Origin of the sequence: Bacillus sp. Marseille-Q3570, assembly GCF_946151055.1 — a bacterium.
Lineage (GTDB): Bacteria > Bacillota > Bacilli > Bacillales > Fictibacillaceae > Pseudalkalibacillus.
The window spans coordinates 388,990-406,737 of the sequence record NZ_CAMGYZ010000004.1 but is presented as its reverse complement, the minus strand read 5'-3'; the positions used below and the strand labels follow the sequence as shown (position 1 = coordinate 406,737).

At 41.0% G+C, this 17,748-nt stretch carries 17 protein-coding genes and 3 tRNA genes; 18 read left to right on the top strand and 2 right to left on the bottom strand.

All coding sequences use genetic code 11. The annotated features are described in order from the left end of the window. The first annotated feature begins 122 nt into the window (after positions 1–122). Positions 123–851, top strand: coding sequence for a DUF554 domain-containing protein (locus N8M93_RS09850; protein WP_261131410.1), 729 nt, complete (start codon positions 123–125; stop codon positions 849–851). Between the two features lie 111 nt (positions 852–962). On the opposite strand, the gene yyaC is transcribed toward N8M93_RS09850, so the two are convergent. After that, positions 963–1,583: a spore protease YyaC gene (yyaC, locus tag N8M93_RS09845; protein ID WP_261131408.1), complete on the bottom strand. Its 621-nt coding sequence runs from the start codon at positions 1,581–1,583 to the stop codon at positions 963–965. Between the two features lie 101 nt (positions 1,584–1,684). On the opposite strand from yyaC, the gene N8M93_RS09840 reads away from it, so the two are divergent. From N8M93_RS09840 to rpsR, 6 genes are all read left to right on the top strand, one after another. After that, entirely contained in the window at positions 1,685–2,701 is a 1,017-nt protein-coding gene (locus N8M93_RS09840) for a hypothetical protein (RefSeq protein ID WP_314728273.1), read from the top strand. Between the two features lie 89 nt (positions 2,702–2,790). Further along, positions 2,791–2,991, top strand: a complete 201-nt coding sequence (locus tag N8M93_RS09835; RefSeq protein WP_261131405.1) for a DUF951 domain-containing protein — start codon at positions 2,791–2,793, stop codon at positions 2,989–2,991. Positions 2,992–3,185: 194 nt separating this feature from the next. Beyond that, on the top strand, positions 3,186–4,283 hold the full coding sequence (gene ychF / locus N8M93_RS09830) for a redox-regulated ATPase YchF (protein WP_261131403.1): 1,098 nt from the start codon (positions 3,186–3,188) through the stop codon (positions 4,281–4,283). Positions 4,284–4,787: 504 nt separating this feature from the next. Further along, the gene (gene rpsF, locus N8M93_RS09825) at positions 4,788–5,078 is read left to right on the top strand and encodes a 30S ribosomal protein S6 (RefSeq protein ID WP_261131402.1); all 291 of its coding nucleotides are present in this window, start codon (positions 4,788–4,790) and stop codon (positions 5,076–5,078) included. A 17-nt stretch (positions 5,079–5,095) separates the two neighbouring features. Further along, positions 5,096–5,629 carry a single-stranded DNA-binding protein gene (ssb, locus tag N8M93_RS09820; RefSeq protein WP_261131401.1) on the top strand — a complete coding sequence of 178 codons (534 nt, stop codon included), beginning with the start codon at positions 5,096–5,098 and terminating at the stop codon, positions 5,627–5,629. A gap of 55 nt (positions 5,630–5,684) precedes the next feature. Continuing rightward, a complete protein-coding gene (gene rpsR / locus N8M93_RS09815) occupies positions 5,685–5,912 on the top strand; it encodes a 30S ribosomal protein S18 (protein ID WP_221567495.1) in 228 nt (75 codons plus the stop codon). A 24-nt stretch (positions 5,913–5,936) separates the two neighbouring features. On the opposite strand, the gene N8M93_RS09810 is transcribed toward rpsR, so the two are convergent. Beyond that, entirely contained in the window at positions 5,937–6,461 is a 525-nt protein-coding gene (locus N8M93_RS09810; RefSeq protein ID WP_261131399.1) for an AAA family ATPase, read from the bottom strand. A 460-nt stretch (positions 6,462–6,921) separates the two neighbouring features. On the opposite strand from N8M93_RS09810, the gene N8M93_RS09805 reads away from it, so the two are divergent. The 11 genes from N8M93_RS09805 to yycF all read left to right on the top strand — a co-directional run bounded on the left by N8M93_RS09805 (position 6,922) and on the right by yycF (position 17,746). Continuing rightward, positions 6,922–7,617, top strand: a complete 696-nt coding sequence (locus N8M93_RS09805; RefSeq protein ID WP_261131397.1) for a peptidase E — start codon at positions 6,922–6,924, stop codon at positions 7,615–7,617. Between the two features lie 106 nt (positions 7,618–7,723). After that, positions 7,724–8,659, top strand: a complete 936-nt coding sequence (locus N8M93_RS09800) for a YybS family protein (RefSeq protein WP_261131395.1) — start codon at positions 7,724–7,726, stop codon at positions 8,657–8,659. Positions 8,660–8,671: 12 nt separating this feature from the next. Continuing rightward, on the top strand, positions 8,672–10,645 hold the full coding sequence (locus N8M93_RS09795) for a DHH family phosphoesterase (RefSeq protein WP_261131393.1): 1,974 nt from the start codon (positions 8,672–8,674) through the stop codon (positions 10,643–10,645). Next, entirely contained in the window at positions 10,642–11,088 is a 447-nt protein-coding gene (rplI, locus tag N8M93_RS09790; RefSeq protein ID WP_261131391.1) for a 50S ribosomal protein L9, read from the top strand. Before N8M93_RS09795 ends, rplI begins: the two co-directional genes overlap by 4 nt. Before the next feature lie 24 nt (positions 11,089–11,112). Continuing rightward, complete coding sequence (gene dnaB / locus N8M93_RS09785; RefSeq protein ID WP_261131389.1) at positions 11,113–12,477, top strand: replicative DNA helicase; 1,365 nt, start codon at positions 11,113–11,115, stop codon at positions 12,475–12,477. A 367-nt stretch (positions 12,478–12,844) separates the two neighbouring features. Further along, positions 12,845–14,131 (top strand): adenylosuccinate synthase, encoded by a 1,287-nt coding sequence (locus N8M93_RS09780; protein WP_261131386.1) that lies wholly within the window; start codon positions 12,845–12,847, stop codon positions 14,129–14,131. Positions 14,132–14,587: 456 nt separating this feature from the next. After that, positions 14,588–14,663 (top strand) — tRNA-Lys (locus N8M93_RS09775). Positions 14,664–14,794: 131 nt separating this feature from the next. Continuing rightward, positions 14,795–14,870 (top strand) — tRNA-Asp (locus N8M93_RS09770). A gap of 157 nt (positions 14,871–15,027) precedes the next feature. Then, positions 15,028–15,103, top strand: a tRNA-Phe gene (locus N8M93_RS09765). A 316-nt stretch (positions 15,104–15,419) separates the two neighbouring features. Further along, on the top strand, positions 15,420–16,841 hold the full coding sequence (locus N8M93_RS09760) for a M23 family metallopeptidase (RefSeq protein ID WP_261131384.1): 1,422 nt from the start codon (positions 15,420–15,422) through the stop codon (positions 16,839–16,841). 197 nt (positions 16,842–17,038) lie between these two features. Next, positions 17,039–17,746 (top strand): response regulator YycF, encoded by a 708-nt coding sequence (gene yycF / locus N8M93_RS09755; protein ID WP_221567488.1) that lies wholly within the window; start codon positions 17,039–17,041, stop codon positions 17,744–17,746. The last annotated feature ends 2 nt before the right edge of the window (positions 17,747–17,748 follow it).

Sequence of the window (17,748 nt, the reverse complement as noted above, 5' to 3'; positions counted from 1 at the left end):
ATACAATATAGAATGACAGAGCTTTCCTTAAATGAAAGCACATTCGTTTTGAATTTTTTCCCTTGATGGTATGATAGATTGAACAATTTTTTAAACAGATAAAGTGGAAAGTAGGGGGCACCATGGTTTTACTTGGAACCATTGTAAATGGGTTGGCAATTGTAGTTGGAACAGCACTTGGTCTCATTTTCACCAAAATTTCAGAAAGCACGAAAACAACTGTCTTACAGGCAATGGGCCTTGCAGTTGTTCTTTTAGGGATGAAAATGGGTTTCGAGAGCAATCATATTCTTCTTGTCATCATTAGTCTTGCGATTGGGGGAGTCATTGGTGAAAGTTTACGCTTGGATGATCTTTTGAACCGTTTAGGCTCATGGATCGAGAGAAAAGCGGGAGCAAAGAAGGAAGGCAGTGTTGCAAAAGCGTTCGTAACAGCGACATTGGTCTTCGTCATTGGCGCACTTTCGGTCGTCGGGGCGTTAGATAGCGGCCTCCGGCTTGATCATGAAGTTTTATATACCAAATCGTTGATTGATGCGTTCATTTCGATGATATTCACGACCACTATGGGTTTCGGTGTCATTTTTTCTGCGATCCCTGTCGTTATATATCAAGGGGCAATCGCTTTACTTGCCACACAAATCCAGAACTTATTTAATCCTCAGCAACTTCAAACTTTAATTACGGAATTGACAGCGACTGGAGGAATACTCATTTGTGCCATCGGGCTTAATTTATTGAAGGTACTCCATGTAAAGGTATTGAATCTTTTGCCAAGCTTGCTGGTCGCAGCAGTTCTTGTCTATCTCCTTCAATATAAACAAGCATTCTTGAATATATTTTCTTTATAAATGTAAAGGATAAAGAAAACTTGGCAAAGCCAAGCCTTTGACAGGCCGAGCCTTAGTTGCACTTATACTGAAGAAAGGGTGCTGATTGATGTCAGCACCCTTTTACTGTGATCATTGTAATTCAGCTAAGTCATTCGTATATGTGGCTTCAGCAGTGGAGCGTTTGTGGAAGCTGTTCCGTACACTGGCCAAATAGATGCCCTCCGCAATCAGATCAGCCATTTTCATCACTAGATTCAAGCGGGTATTTTGGAGAACAAAATATTCCATGAATCCACTGACATTGACAATCCCGGTAAGATGGATTTCCCCGACGGGAGGGAGTTGCTTCTTAACAGCCGCTCCAGGTTTTACTGGACCTTCTCCTAAAGAGACCATTCCCACACTGCTCAATTTTCCGAGACATGCATCAATTCCAATGATGAAAGGATTGATGTGCTTATCTTTGATTTCCTCCAACCGTTCCTCAAGATTTACTGCATGAACAGGCTCTTCGAGGGTCCCATACACTTCAAAATGAGCGGAGTGCTTTGCTTTCAATTTTGTACCGACTAGTGGCCCTAATGAGTCTCCAGTCGAACGATCGGTTCCGATACAAACGATGACGATCGGTCTTGATGGTGGAAGAAGCTTGACTAGATTACGGGTGACTTCTTGAATCGCATCCTGGTCTTCATGATGAATTTTATATTGAAACGGTTTTTTTGAAAGTAATCTCCGTTTTAGATTCATAGGACCCTCTCCTTTGTAATAGTAGTATCAGTATACGGATAAAATTTGGACTCTATACATAAATCCGATAAATACTAAACGTTAGGGAGGATAAAGAATTGGTGCGATCAGGATTGCAATGGATGTTCCTAATCTTAGGAACCGTAATAGGAGCAGGATATGCCTCAGGAAGAGAACTGTGGCAATTTTTTGGGCAAGAAAGTGTACTTGCCATCGTCTTGTTTTCCCTATTGTTCAGTTTTTGTTGTTACGTCATCATGTCGATGGGTTATGAACAGAAAACGATCCATTACCGACCCGTTTTAGAAAAATTGATTGGAACGAGAGCGAGCGGACTATTCGATATATTGATCATCTTGTATTTATTCTCAACAACAGTAGTGATGCTTGCAGGTGGAGGAGCTACCTTGCATACCTTCCGAGTTCCCTATTGGGCTGGTGTCTTATTCATCGTCACCTTGCTCGTCTTGTTATTCTTTTGGGATGTGGAAGGGATGATTTCCATGAACGCTTTCGTCATTCCAATACTGGTCATTTTGTTATTATTCGTTTTATTTTTATTCACTAAGAATCACATGGATCAGTTTCCAATCGATTTGCGCCACCAATCGAATTGGCCGTCAGCTTTTACATTTACAGCACTCAACATTTTACCTCTCATAGCTGTATTGTCAGCGGTAGGAAACCAGATTCACCATAAAGGAGAAATTCTCATAGCAAGCATTGGAAGCGGGGTTGTGCTTGGCGGTATTTCGCTTTTGTATAACCAATCGTTGATTTCCATTGCAAATGAGATCATGCTTTATGAAATTCCTTTGTTTGGGATTTTGAAACACTACCCCTATTTCTGGGTATTGATCATGTCGATCCTTTTATGGATTGCGATTTATACGACAGCAGCATCCGGCGTATTTGGAATCGTTTCAAGATTCCGTAATAAAACCGCAATGCCGTTATGGTTAATGAGTGCGGTCTTGCTGGTAGTCATGATGCCATTGACGATCTTTGGTTTTTCGACTCTTATAGCGGTCTTATACCCGATTTACGGGATCGTTAACCTCTACATTTTAGCAGCGATCATCCTTCAGCCGTTCTTGAACCGTGCCGAAAAAACATAAGGTGTTGAAGTATCTTGCGTACAGGGCACATCCTTTGTAATATAGAAGTAACGAAATAGCCGATGGATAAGAATGGAGGGACAGATGCTATGAGTCAGACAAAAGAGTTTGATCTTAATGATATTGTCGAAATGAAAAAACCTCATCCTTGTGGGGAAAATCGCTGGAAAGTAATCCGGTTAGGTGCTGACATACGAATCAAGTGTATGGGATGCGAACATAGTGTCTTACTTCCGAGAAGGGAATTCGTTCGAAAATTGAAGAAAGTGATCACTTCGGATAAAAAGTGAGCCATCGAGGCTTGCTTTTTAATTTTGGCGTCAGGTATGGCGTGGATGTTTCACGTGGAACATCATACCTCACAACGGTAATAACCGAACGGATGAGTGGATCGGACGCGCTTTCGACTCTTGTCTTTTTCAGCACTTCTCTCTATAATTGGAAAGGATGTATAACAGGTGGACAACCAAAGGAGTGTATATAGATGGCTTTAACAACTGGAATCGTGGGATTGCCGAATGTAGGAAAATCGACTTTATTCAATGCGATCACACAGGCTGGTGCGGAAAGTGCGAACTATCCGTTTTGTACGATCGATCCGAACGTAGGGATTGTAGATGTACCTGATCATCGTTTACAGAAACTGACTGAACTGGTGAATCCGAAAAAAACAGTACCGACACATTTTGAATTCACTGATATTGCCGGGATCGTAAAAGGGGCAAGTAAAGGGGAAGGGCTTGGGAACCAATTCTTATCCCACATTCGTCAAGTCGATGCAATTTCCCATGTCGTCCGTTGTTTTGAGGATGATAACATCACGCACGTATCAGGGAAAGTCGATCCGATCGATGATATCGAAACGATAAACCTGGAACTGATCTTCGCTGATATGGAAACGGTAGAGAAAAGAATTACACGAGTGGAAAAATTGGCACGCCAAAAAGATAAAGAAGCATCGTATGAATTCGAAGTCTTATCAAAATTGAAGATCGCTTTTGAAGAGGAGAAGCCAGCTCGAAGTGTAGAATTGACGAAAGAAGAAAAGAAATTCGTACATGGTCTGCATCTACTTACCATGAAACCTGTCCTGTATGTAGCGAATGTAGGAGAAGACGACTTACTTGAAGGCGGTAATGACCTTGTTGAACGTGTTAGGAATTATGCAGCCAACGAAAATGCAGAAGTGATTGTTATCAGTGCGAAAGTTGAATCAGAGATTGCTGAACTAGATGGAGAAGAAAAGGAAGCTTTCCTGGAAGAGCTAGGAATTGAGGAAAGCGGATTGGACCAATTGATCCGTGCAGCTTACAATCTACTTGGTCTAGCTACGTATTTCACGGCTGGTGAACAGGAAGTAAGAGCTTGGACGTTTAGGCAGGGAACGAAAGCACCGCAAGCGGCAGGAATCATCCATACTGACTTCGAACGTGGATTCATCCGTGCAGAAGTCGTTTCTTATGATGCACTCGTAGAAGCAGGTTCAATGGCAATCGCACGTGAGAATGGAAAAGTCCGTTTAGAAGGAAAAGACTATGTTGTTTTGGATGGAGACGTCATCCACTTCCGCTTTAACGTTTAAAGACCAGCTTAAATGACACGATTTTTAGCGGACAGGATATAGAGGATGCCACGGTATGGATTTAGTGGACACAGGAGACCTTATTTAGACTAAAACGTCATGTTTTGCAAAAATAGAGGACATCAGAAACCTTATTTGCTGGAAAGCATTGAAAATCAGTGGCTTTTCACCCAAATAGAGGAACAGATGTCCTCTATTTTTTTGAAATACCCCTTTTTGTCACAGATAACGGAACAGGTGTCCTCTAATATCCATTGAAATCCGTTATGCTCAGGAAATGCCTCCACACAGAAACTCTAGCCTCAGAAAAATAACAATTGTCTGCCACGTTTAGTTGAAAAGTGAAGAATCAAAACACTTAACGGTTTGGAATCACGAAACCCCCTTGTTTGAGCTTGGACTTTTTGCTATAATGAGTCGGTGTGAGTTATTATTGTTCAGATAATTGACTCTCCTTGCTTTTACAAGAGTAAAAGCCGCTAAGACCAAAGGGAGGTGACCGGAATGCGTAGATATGAAATCATGTACATTCTGCGCCCGAATCTAGAAGAGGATGCTAAGAAAGCTGTAACTGAAAAGGCTCAAAATATCCTCACTGATAACGGTGCTGAAATCGAAAAAGTTGATGACATGGGTAAGCGTCGTCTTGCTTATGAAATCAATGATTTCCGTGATGGCTTCTATACAGTTATGTATGTAAATGCAGAAACTGAAGCTATTAACGAATTTGACCGTCTAATGAAGATCGACGATAGCGTTCTTCGTTTTATGACAATCGTAAACGAACAGCAGTAATTTAAGGAGTGGTTCTGTTGATCAACCGCATTATTCTTGTCGGCCGGCTAACGAAAGATCCGGAGCTGCGTTACACACCGAATGGCGTGGCCGTAGCAAACTTTACACTGGCGGTTAACCGTCCTTTCACGAATCAACAAGGGGATCGTGAAGCGGATTTCATAAATATCGTGGTATGGCGCAGACAAGCAGAAAACGCAGCTAATTTCTTGAAAAAGGGAAGCTTGGCTGGTGTAGATGGCCGTTTGCAAACACGTTCTTACGATAATAATGAAGGTCGTCGAGTGTACGTAACCGAAGTAATGGCAGAAAGTGTTCAATTCCTTGAGCCTAAGGGATCAGGATCTGGATCAGGTTCATCTAATCAAGGTGGCTATCGAGATCAGGATAATCCTTTCGCTGGACAAGGAAGCCAAGGAGGAGGCTACGGAAATTCTGGCAATCAGAATTTCGGCGGTGGCAATCAGAACCGTAAAAACGACTTTAATGATGATCCTTTCGCAAATGATGGTAAACCAATCGACATCTCAGATGACGATTTACCGTTCTGATGGACATCAACGATCATAAATGAGCGATTAACAAAAATGTAAAGGAGGGTTTTGAATGCCTCGTCCAGGACGTAGAAAGCGTAAAAAGGTTTGCTTTTTCACAGTGAACCAAATCACTTACATCGACTATAAGGATGTTGATCTTCTTAAGCGTTTCGTTTCCGAGCGTGGAAAAATTCTTCCACGTCGTGTAACTGGAACTTCTGCGAAGTATCAACGCCAATTGACAAGAGCAATCAAGCGTGCCCGTCAAATGGCATTGCTTCCTTACTCTGCTGAGTAGATATGAAAAAGCAGCGGGACTTTATTATCCCACTGCTTTTTTTATTATTTCCGTAATTTCATCCAAACTTAAATCCTCAGTTTGGATGAAAGCCTGAAAGCAGGGGTCTTGGTAGGAAGTGAGGCACTTTTCAGTCTGTTGAAAACACCAATTGCCTTCAGTTTCTCCTCTTGATCTCAATCTATCATGAATTGTTTCCCGATCTGCAGTGAGACAGAAGTGATAGGTACTCTCATCAATATCAGTTAATCCAGCTAATATATAGTGGAAATAAGATTTATTATGAATCGTCATCGGTATGATCAGGTCTTTTCCATATGTATTTTTCAAAAGGCCAGCAATGTGAACGGTTAACGATTTCCAAAGTTGGATATCTTGGAAATCATCCGTTTTTTCATGAAGAAGCTTGATGTCGTCCGTTACGATGTTTCTCAGCATGTAACCAACTTCTTCGGGATCGAAAATCATGCTGTTTTCCAGTTTGGACGTAAGCTTTTCGGCAACGGTTGTCTTTCCAACTCCGAACGCACCATTTATCAAGATGATCATGCACATTCTCCTTATTTCTATGTAGATACTTCCTTATTCGGTATGCTCGTTACATACTCCTACAATAAACGGAATAAAAATGTGCTAAAGGCATCAACACTTGTCCAAACAGACTTGTCCGTTTTACATACTATGTAGTGTGAGTCAGCTAATCGTTCATGGAATGGAAGCCCCTCATTCTCCTTTAATGAACCCTCATCCGAAGCTCCAGTGAAAAGGGTCCTCTATCGCTTGACACACGATGATCATATAACCGGCTTCCAGGCACATGTTTCTATTAGCTGCTCCAAGGTTTTCACATTTGATGAAGGACTATGTCCATTCTGGGCGGGTCTTTTTTCATTTACTAAGTCATAACAAAATGAACCTATTGTATACATATATAAAATTAATTTAAAGGAGATGGGAGCTAAGTATTGAAAGTATCATGTTATAGATTCTAATGAAAAGGATTGAAGAGATGGATACACACATCATTGCCATGGGTGGTGGCGGGTTTTCAATGGAACCCGATAATCTGCTTCTCGACGAATACATTTTGGCTCAGACAGGAAAGAATCGTCCGAAAATCTGTTTTCTCCCGACAGCTAGTGGAGATGCTGATGGTTATATCGAAAGGTTCATGCGTGCATTTGAAACCTTATCCTGCCAACCGACGTATCTATCACTTTATAAACCTCCACGTTCGCTGGAAACATTCGTGATGGAACAAGATATCATTTATGTAGGTGGAGGCAATACAAAGAATTTACTAGCACTTTGGAAAGAATGGGGACTTGATGCAATCATATATCGTTCTTGGAAAAAAGGAAACGTATTAGCGGGACTTAGTGCCGGATCCATCTGTTGGTTTGAAGAAGGACTGACCGATTCATTCCCAGATAAGATTTCACCGATTACATGCTTGGGGTTCCTGAGGGGGAGTCATTGTCCGCATTATGATGGAGAGGAAGCACGTCGGCCGGCATTCCATCACCATCTAAAGGCTGGAACCTTAAAGGAAGGAATAGCAGCAGATGATGGAGTTGCTCTTCATTATATAAATGGAAAACTTGAGCATATCATTTCCTCTAGGAAGAAGACATTTGCTTATAGCTTGGTTTTAAAGGATGGCGAAGTACGTGAAGAAAGGATAAATCCACAATTTCTAGGCTAGGATGGACAGTAAGGAATATTTCTTTCAGGGTAGCCACTAATATTTGAACACGAACTGATTAACCCATACAATAGAAAAGGATTTAAGTTACAGATGAGGTGACATCGTGAATCGAACAAGAGCTTTAACAGAAGGGGCTATACTCGCTTCTCTTTATGCTGTATTATTTCTAATAACACTTTTCATACCGGTATTATCCTTATTTACGATTTTTTTACTCTCATTACCCTATGCGATTTATACAGTACGACATGGGTTGAAAAAAAGTCTGGTATTTGTGCTGACGACGATGGTATTGACGATCATTTTAGGTACTGTCACTGCCATCAATGTCCCGATTTTGTTTGGCTCAGTTGGAGTAGTCATGGGGCATCTTTACAGGAAGAAGACTTCCGCTTTCGGTCTTTTGGCAGGAGCGGCATTGACCTACCTTGCAAATTTCATTTTAATCTATGTCGTTAGTATCCTTTTATTAGAGATCAACTTGATTGATACAATGAAACAATCGATTGAGGAGACGATCGCTCTAACGGAAAAATTCAGTGGTGTAATGGGTGGCGATGCTGAATCGACCATTCAACAACTGAGGGAACTCGTAGAAATCGTCCCATATCTCATACCGGCATTGTTTGTTATCTTATCGGTGGTGTTTGCCTTAGCATCTATTTTTGTGACCAACTTGATCATGAAAAGGTTTAAAGTTGATGTTCCACATTGGGAGCCGTTCCGGAATTGGTCGTTTCCAAAAAGCATCATCTGGTATTATCTTGCAACGATTTTGCTTTATATGACGGATCCAGAACAAGGATCGGCCCTTTATATCGTCACGATGAATTTATATATTGTTTTGGAAATCGTCCTCGCTATCCAGGGATTGGCATTCATCTATTTCTATTTCTGGGTGAAGAAAAAAGGGAAGACGATACCGGTACTTGTTACCATAAGCCTTTTTATCATACCTGTGGGATTACATGTGGTACGAATCTTAGGTATAATTGACTTAGGGTTTGATTTAAGAAAACGGATAAAGCCTGAAGCGTAGGAGCTGACCATCATGCCGAAGTTTTTTGAAAAGAGATGGCAGGAATTACATATACTTTTATTACTTGTAATTTTAGCTGTGTTCATAGGGATCATCACCTATTACAATTGGATAATGGGCATCGTCGCTTTTGTCATATTAGGAGTGACGGTTTATTTTGCGTTGATAAAGGAAATTGAATTCCGGTCAAATATAGAAGATTATATTACTACGCTTTCGCACCGCGTGAAAAAAGTAGGGGAAGAAGCCCTGATGGAAATGCCGATCGGGATCATCCTTTACGACGAACATTATAAAATCGAATGGACGAATCCTTATTTGACAACGATCATTGAACAGGAATCGTTCATTGGAAATTCCCTTAACCTGATTTCTGAAGAGCTTGTACCCTTCATCAAAGGTGAAGAAAAAGAAGAAATCATCAAGGTGAATAAACGGAAATACCGTGTTTATCTGAAAAGGGAAGAGCGGTTGCTGTATTTTACGGATGTCACAGAACAAGTGGAAGTGGAAAGGCTTTATGATGAAGAACAAACCGTCATAGGTCTCATCTTTTTAGATAATTATGATGAAGTGACCCAGGGAATGAACGATCAGGTTCGCAGTAACATTAACAGTAAAGTGACTTCGATTTTGAATCAATGGGCGACAGATTACGGTATTTTCCTGAAAGGGACCTCTTCCGAACGTTTTATCGCTGTATTGAACCAACGGACTTTAGCTGAACTTGAAAAAACAAAATTCGCGTTATTGGATGAAGTGAGAGATCTTACTTCAAAACAGAATATTCCACTGACCTTGAGTATCGGCCTCGGTAGTGGTTCGGCTTTGTTACCGGAACTAGGACAGCTCGCCCAATCAAGTTTGGATCTTGCTTTAGGACGCGGTGGTGACCAGGTCGCGATCAAGCAGACGAATGGGAAAGTGCGTTTCTATGGCGGGAAAACGAATCCAATGGAAAAACGCACCCGTGTACGTGCACGAGTGATTTCACATGCCCTCACAGAGCTTGTATTGGATAGCGATCAAGTTATTGTGATGGGTCATAAAAACCCGGATATGGATGCTCTGGGAGCTAGTATCGGGATATTGAAAGTAGCAACCATCAACGAGAAGCCATGCAGTGTCGTACTGGATCAGAATGATGTCGATATCGGCATTCAACGGTTGCTGGAGGAAATTAAAGAAAAAGAAGAACTTTGGGAACACTTTGTCACCCCTGAGGAAGCACTGGAACGGGCTACGCCAAACACTCTCCTTGTTGTGGTGGATACCCATAAGCCATCACTCGTCATTGAAGAGAAACTCGTTAATAAGCTTGAGAAGGTGATCGTCATCGACCATCACCGACGCGGGGAAGATTTCATCGATGATCCAGTACTTGTGTACATGGAGCCCTATGCATCGTCTACGGCTGAGCTAGTCACCGAATTACTAGAATACCAACCAAAACTTAGAAAAATGGAAATCCTGGAGGCAACTGCTTTATTAGCTGGTATTATTGTAGATACGAAGAGTTTCACGTTACGGACGGGGTCAAGGACATTTGATGCGGCTTCTTACTTACGCTCTCATGGGGCTGATACGATTCTTGTGCAAAAGTTTCTTAAAGAAGACATCGAACGGTATGTAAAACGTTCCAGATTGATTGAGAACTCCCACATTTATAAAGGTGGAATTGCAGTCGCGAAGGGCGAAGAAGATGAAGAATACGGTCAAGTCCTTATAGCCCAGGCTGCGGATACGCTGTTATCCATGTCCGGGGTTTTGGCATCGTTTGTAATTTCAAGGCGTATTGATGATAAAGTCAGTATCAGTGCACGCTCACTCGGAGACGTCAATGTACAGATGATCATGGAAAAGCTTGATGGCGGCGGTCATTTGACAAATGCTGCAGCACAATTAGAAGATGTCACGATTGATGAAGCTGAACGACAATTGAAAGAAATCATAGATCAATATTTTGAAGGGGGAGACGAGGAATGAAGGTTATCTTTATCAAAGATGTAAAGGGTAAAGGAAAACAAGGTGAAGTGAAGAACGTTTCGGAAGGGTATGCACGCAACTACCTATTCCCGAACAACCTTGCGAAGGAAGCGAATAAAGGCAACCTGAAAACACTCGAGAAAAAGAAAGAAAGTGAAAAGAAACAAGCAGAAGAAGAACGCCACGAAGCTGTCAAACTCAAAGATGAGTTGGAAAAGCTTACGATTGAGCTCTCTACCAAAGCAGGTGAAGGCGGCCGTTTATTCGGCTCAGTCACTAGCAAGCAAATTGCAGCTGAGTTGAAAAAGAAGAACTATAAAGTTGATAAGCGGAAAATCGAACTTTCAGACCCAATCCGTTCGTTAGGATATACGAATGTACCTATCAAACTTCACCCAGAAGTAACAGCTACTTTGAAAGTACATGTAACAGAACAGAAATAATAGGAATGAACAGGAGGAAAAGCAATGAGTGATCTTTTCTCAGATCGGATCCCTCCTCATAATATTGAAGCAGAACAGGCAGTCCTTGGGGCTGTCTTTCTAGAGCCTGAAGCGTTGACGACTGCAACAGAGCTTCTGATGCCTGAGGATTTTTATCGGGCGGGTCATCAACGAATTTTCTCTGTGATGGTCGATTTATCAGAAAAAGGGGAACCTATTGATCTAGTAACAGTCACATCGGAATTACAGGACCGTAAGCTTCTGGAGGAAGTAGGCGGGGTATCGTATTTAAGCGACCTTGCCAATTCAGTGCCAACAGCCGCGAATATCGAGTATTACGGGCAGATCGTCGAAGAGAAATCTTTGCTTAGACGTTTGATCCGGGCAGCAACAGATATTGCAGCAAACGGTTATTCGCGTGAAGATGAAGTTGAACAGATTTTGAATGAAGCAGAAAAGAATATACTTGCAGTTGCACAACGGAAAAACACCGGGGTGTTCAAATCGATAAAAGATGTTCTCGTCCAAGCCTACGATAATATTGAAATGCTCCAAAATAAAAAAGGGGATATTACTGGTATCCCTACAGGATTCGTCGAGCTTGATCGGATCACGGCTGGCTTCCAACGAAATGATTTGATCATCGTTGCAGCCCGTCCATCTGTTGGTAAAACGGCTTTTGCGTTGAATATCGCACAAAACGTCGCAACGAAGACGGATGAGAATATAGCTATCTTCAGTTTAGAGATGGGAGCCGAACAGCTCGTCATGCGTATGCTGTGTGCAGAAGGTAACATCGATGCACAGCGTCTCCGTACAGGGGACCTGCAGCCTGAAGACTGGCAAAAGCTCACGATGGCGATGGGGAGCCTCTCAAATGCCGGTATCTATATCGATGATACACCTGGTGTGCGTGTTAGTGATATCCGTGCAAAATGCCGTCGTTTAAAGCAAGAAAAAGGACTTGGCATGATTCTGATCGATTACATGCAATTGATCCTCGGAAGTGGAAAGCCCGGAGAAAACCGACAGCAGGAAGTATCAGAAATTTCACGTTCACTGAAAGGTTTGGCACGTGAACTTGAAGTGCCTGTCATCTCTCTATCCCAGCTCTCGCGTGGAGTGGAATCCAGACAGGATAAAAGACCAATGATGTCTGATATACGTGAATCGGGAAGTATCGAGCAGGATGCGGATATCATTGCTTTCCTTTATCGTGATGATTATTATGATAAAGAAAGTGAAAACAAAGACATCATTGAAATCATCATCGCAAAGCAACGTAATGGCCCGGTTGGAACAGTTGAACTTGCTTTCGTAAAAGAATACAATAAATTCGTCAATTTGGAACGGCGTTTCGATGAGAATGAAATGCCGCCTGGGGCATAAAGACAGAGCGATTCGATCGCTCTGTCTTATTCTGTTTCAACGCGAACATTGCTACAATTCTCCTCGCAAACACATAAATGATTTCACTTTTGTTTTGAGATCCGTGTGCAAGTAGGGGCTCTTGCGTATCGGAAAAAGAGTGAATTTTGAAGAATCCAATAAAAATGAATAACAAAACCTTTGATTATGGAAAAGATAATAATACTGTGTTACAAAAAATAGAAGCATTAGGTGTACTAATAACGAACATATTAAAAAGATATTACATTAATGTTCGGATTTATTGACATTAGCACGTTAAATTGATACACTTAGCATTGTTTTTAAAGCAATAGACGAACTGTTACATAACCTTGGAGGTGTAAATATGAGTTCTGTTGTTGTAGTAGGTACCCAATGGGGAGACGAAGGAAAAGGAAAAATCACTGATTATTTATCGCAAGATGCGGAAGTTATTGCACGTTATCAGGGTGGAAATAATGCCGGTCATACCATCGTGTTCAATGATAAGAAATACAAACTACACTTGATTCCATCTGGAATTTTTTACGATAACAAAACATGCGTCATTGGAAATGGAATGGTAATCGATCCGAAAGCAATCGTGGAAGAATTGAAATATCTTCACGATCATGGCGTCAGCACAGATAACTTACGGATCAGCAATCGTGCGCATGTCATTCTTCCCTATCATTTAAAACTTGATATTTTAGAGGAAGAAAGCAAAGGCGAAAACAAAATCGGTACAACGAAAAAGGGCATCGGGCCAGCATATATGGATAAAGCAGCTCGTACTGGTATCCGAATTGCAGATCTACTGGATAAGGAAGAATTCGCAGAAAAACTTGAGCGTAATTTACGCGAAAAGAACCGATTATTTGAAAAAGTATATGAAGTTGAGGGATTGAAATTAGAAGACATCCTCGATGAATACTTTGAATATGGTCAGCAAATTGCAAAATACGTAACCGACACTTCAGTTACCTTGAATGATGCACTTGATAACGGACGTAGGGTGCTATTTGAAGGAGCTCAAGGTGTCATGCTTGATATTGATCAAGGAACATATCCATTCGTCACATCATCCAATCCCATAGCTGGTGGAGTTACGATTGGTTCAGGTGTGGGACCATCAAAGATCCATCATGTTGTCGGTGTATCCAAAGCGTATACCACACGTGTTGGAGATGGACCATTCCCGACAGAACTTCATGATGAAACCGGAGACCAGATCCGTGAAGTTGGTAATGAATACGGAACGACTACAGGACGACCAAGACGTGTAGGCTGGTTTGACAGTGTAGTTGTCCGGCATGCACGACGTGTAAGTGGAATTACGGACTTGTCACTGAACTCGATTGATGTTTTGACAGGCATCGAGACGTTGAAGATCTGTACAGCTTATCAATATAAAGGTGAAGTGATGGAAGAGTTTCCTGCAAGCTTGAAAGTGTTGGCAGAATGTGAACCTGTTTTTGAAGAAATGCCAGGTTGGACAGAAGACATCACAGGGGTACGTTCATTAGACGAGCTTCCAGAAAACGCACGTCACTATATCGAACGGATTTCACAATTAACTGGAATTCCATTGTCGATTTTCTCAGTAGGTCCAGATCGTAAGCAGACGAATATGGTAAGAGGCGTATTTGCATAATTTCAGAAAATGATTGTTCTTGAAATTACAACCAGGTATCTAAGAGGATACCTGGTATTTTTGTGTCATAGTTAGTAAGATTAATGGTAGAGTGAAACATGTCCAAATGTTGTCGCCCCGTTGGTTTTCCGTTGATAAATTATAAGCGCATGACATGTCAAAATCCTCAATTATGAAAAATAAATAAAAGTAACAAAACTTGTCGAATTTTTATTGTATTTTACTAGGTTACATGATACGATTTATTTTGTTGTCCTGACGCACCCTACCACGGTAGGATTAGCATGTAGAGGAAAGGACACAAGATGAATATGCTACGAGAGCCATTAGCTCAGTCGGTAGAGCAACGAACAAAGCTACATGAATTAGCTATGAGTTGTCCCGACACAACCTTCTTCGATAAAAATTGCTGGTAGAGGAAGGGACATAAAGGTGATTTAACTTCATTATTAACGAGAGCCATTAGCTCAGTCGGTAGAGCATCTGACTTTTAATCAGAGGGTCGAAGGTTCGAGTCCTTCATGGCTCACCATTTCTTTGTAGGGACTCTCACCTACGGTTCCCCTGTAGAAGATTGAAAGAAAGATATGTCAGCAGGACTAGCTGGCGCGTCGGAGTCCTTCATGACTGACCATTTTCTTTTGTAGGAACTCTAATTTATAAGGACCCGTGGTGTAGGGGTTAACATGCCTGCCTGTCACGCAGGAGATCGCCGGTTCGAATCCGGTCGGGTCCGCCATTTAAATAACAGACAATCATACTTCATATGGCCCGGTAGCTCAGTCACGAGCGGTTCATCGTGAAAAAACAACGAGTTGTCCCGACACAGCTAACAGCGGAAGCGTAGGCTTATAGAGGAAGGGACAGGGAACCGACGGACATTTTTAACTTCATATGGCTCGATAGCTCAGTCGGTAGAGCAGAGGACTGAAAATCCTCGTGTCGGCGGTTCGATTCCGTCTCGAGCCACCATTCATTATTGCATGACTTCGAATCATGCTTTTTTTTGTTGAGATTTTTAGGTTTATTTTCCTGTATACCCAAATAACTGGAAATGTTTTTACAACAACAATACAGTTACATTACAAAACTATGTAATATATTGTCGGATAATTTAGACTTATGGTACCGTTTATAACGGTGTCATCTCTAGAAATAGACTAAAAGTCACGATTATATCTTACAAATATACTGCACGATTCATAGTAGGAGGGGACAAACAGTTTTGGGTATGGGGAGTAGTAGGTTAAAAAGAGTTATAGGGAAAAGTAGGGTTAAGAGAGCTAGAATGTGGCGATTACAAAAAATTGCCTTGTTGACTGTTCTGGTATTTGTACTTGGGGTGTTAGGATTTACAGCTACTACATTAGCACAGGACGATCGCTTTGAACTGATCAAAACGGTTTACCATGTTTATGTGGATGGTGAAAATATTGGACTTGTAAATGAGAAGAGTGTCGTAGAAGACATCAAAAGTGATATTCAAAAGAAAGCTGAAGATCGTTTCAAGGATGTACAGTTGACTGTAAATGAAAATGTTCAGTACGTTCCTGAAAGAATTTTCAATCCTGAAGTAAATCATATATCTATTAAACAAAAACTTGAAGACCGGCTAACGATTGGTGTTCAAGGTGTAAAATTATCTTTTGGAGGAAATACACTTGGCTACTTCAAAAACAAAGAAGAAGCTCAAAAAGTACTCCGTGACATAAAGCTAGAATATACAGATAAAAAAACACTTGATCGATTGGAAAAAGAAGATAGTGATGAAAAGGAAGAAGATACAAAAAAAGAGGACAAAGTTCTAAGTGTATCCTTCGATCAAAAAGAGAATCTTGAACCAGTAAAAGTTAGAGTAGATGAGCTTACAGAACCAGAAGATGCTTTATCCCGCTTTGAAAAGGGAACCTTCGAAAAAAAGAAATATGAAGTTGAAAAAGATGATACGATCGAGTCTATTGTAAAAAAATTCGATCTCAATCAGGAAAAATTATATGAGTTGAATCCTAAGCTGAATAAAGAGGATAAATTGAAACAGGGACAAGAATTGATCGTATTGGCTTATGAGCCTTATGCTCAAGTAATCGTCAAAGAAAGATTGACGAAAGAGTATGTAATCGATCATGAAACAGATGTGAAAGAAGACGATTCACTTCTGAAGGGCAAAACAAAAGTTAAACAAAAAGGTAAAGATGGCAAGAAGAGTGTTCAATATGCCATTACAAAAACAAATGGAAAAGTGACTGAAGAAAAAGTGCTGGATGAGAAAATCCTTTCTGAACCAGTGAAAGAAATTAAGCTTAAAGGAACGAAAGAGATTCCGTCCCAGGGTACAGGGTCATTTCATTGGCCGACTGTCGGAGGAAAAGTAACCAGCCATAAAGGACAACGTTGGGGAAGGGATCATAAAGGAATTGATATCGCAGGACCAAGCAATCGTTCAGTTCTTGCTGCAGATAATGGTAAAGTCGTATCGGCAGGCTTCACAACTGGTGGATATGGAAACAAAATCGTGATCAACCATAATAACGGGTTCAAAACGATATACGCTCATCTTGCTTCGATTAGTGTATCTCCAGGAGAAACAGTCAAAAAAGGACAAAAAATCGGAGTTATGGGCTCAACAGGAAATTCAACAGGCGTTCACCTTCATTTTGAACTTTATAAAAACGGGGCGCTGCAAAATCCACTGAATTATGTCAGTCAATAATCAATCACCTCTGGCAGGTAATCCTGCTAGAGGTTTTTCTATAAATAAGTTAAAAAAGTGTAAATTTCCTCATTACCGTATTGTGTGGTAAAATAAGTGAAAACTATGAAAACGAAAAATAACGAAATTCATGAAATTGAATTGGTTTTAACTTACCTTTAAAGAAAGTTTCTTTATATGAAAAGGAGACCAAGTATATGGATAAGAAAATCTTAGTTGTAGATGATGAAAAGCCGATTGCAGATATTTTACAATTCAATTTAGAAAAAGAAGGATTTGAAGTCGTTTGTGCATATGATGGTGCAACTGCACTTGAAAAAGTAGAAGAAGAAATGCCGGATATGATTCTTCTTGATATCATGCTTCCGCAAAAGGATGGCATGGAAGTTTGTCGTGAACTTCGGAAAAAATATGACATGCCGATCATCATGCTTACAGCGAAAGATTCTGAAATTGATAAAGTTTTAGGGTTAGAGCTTGGCGCAGATGATTATGTGACAAAACCGTTCAGTACACGTGAGCTTATCGCTCGTGTGAAAGCGAATATGCGCCGTCATCAACAAGAAGGTGAGCGTGAAGGTCTTGATGGTACAAGTGAAATCAAGATTGGTGCGTTGACGATCCACCCTGAAGCATATCTCGTAACAAAGCGCGGGGAAACGATCGAGTTGACTCATCGGGAATTTGAGTTGTTGCATTATATGGCGAAACATACAGGACAAGTCATGACCCGTGAACATCTGCTTCAGACGGTGTGGGGATATGATTATTTTGGTGATGTTCGGACCGTTGACGTAACCGTTCGTCGTCTTAGAGAAAAAGTGGAGGACAATCCGAGTCATCCGATGTGGATCATTACAAGACGTGGAGTAGGGTATTATCTAAGAAATCCAGACCAGGAGTAATT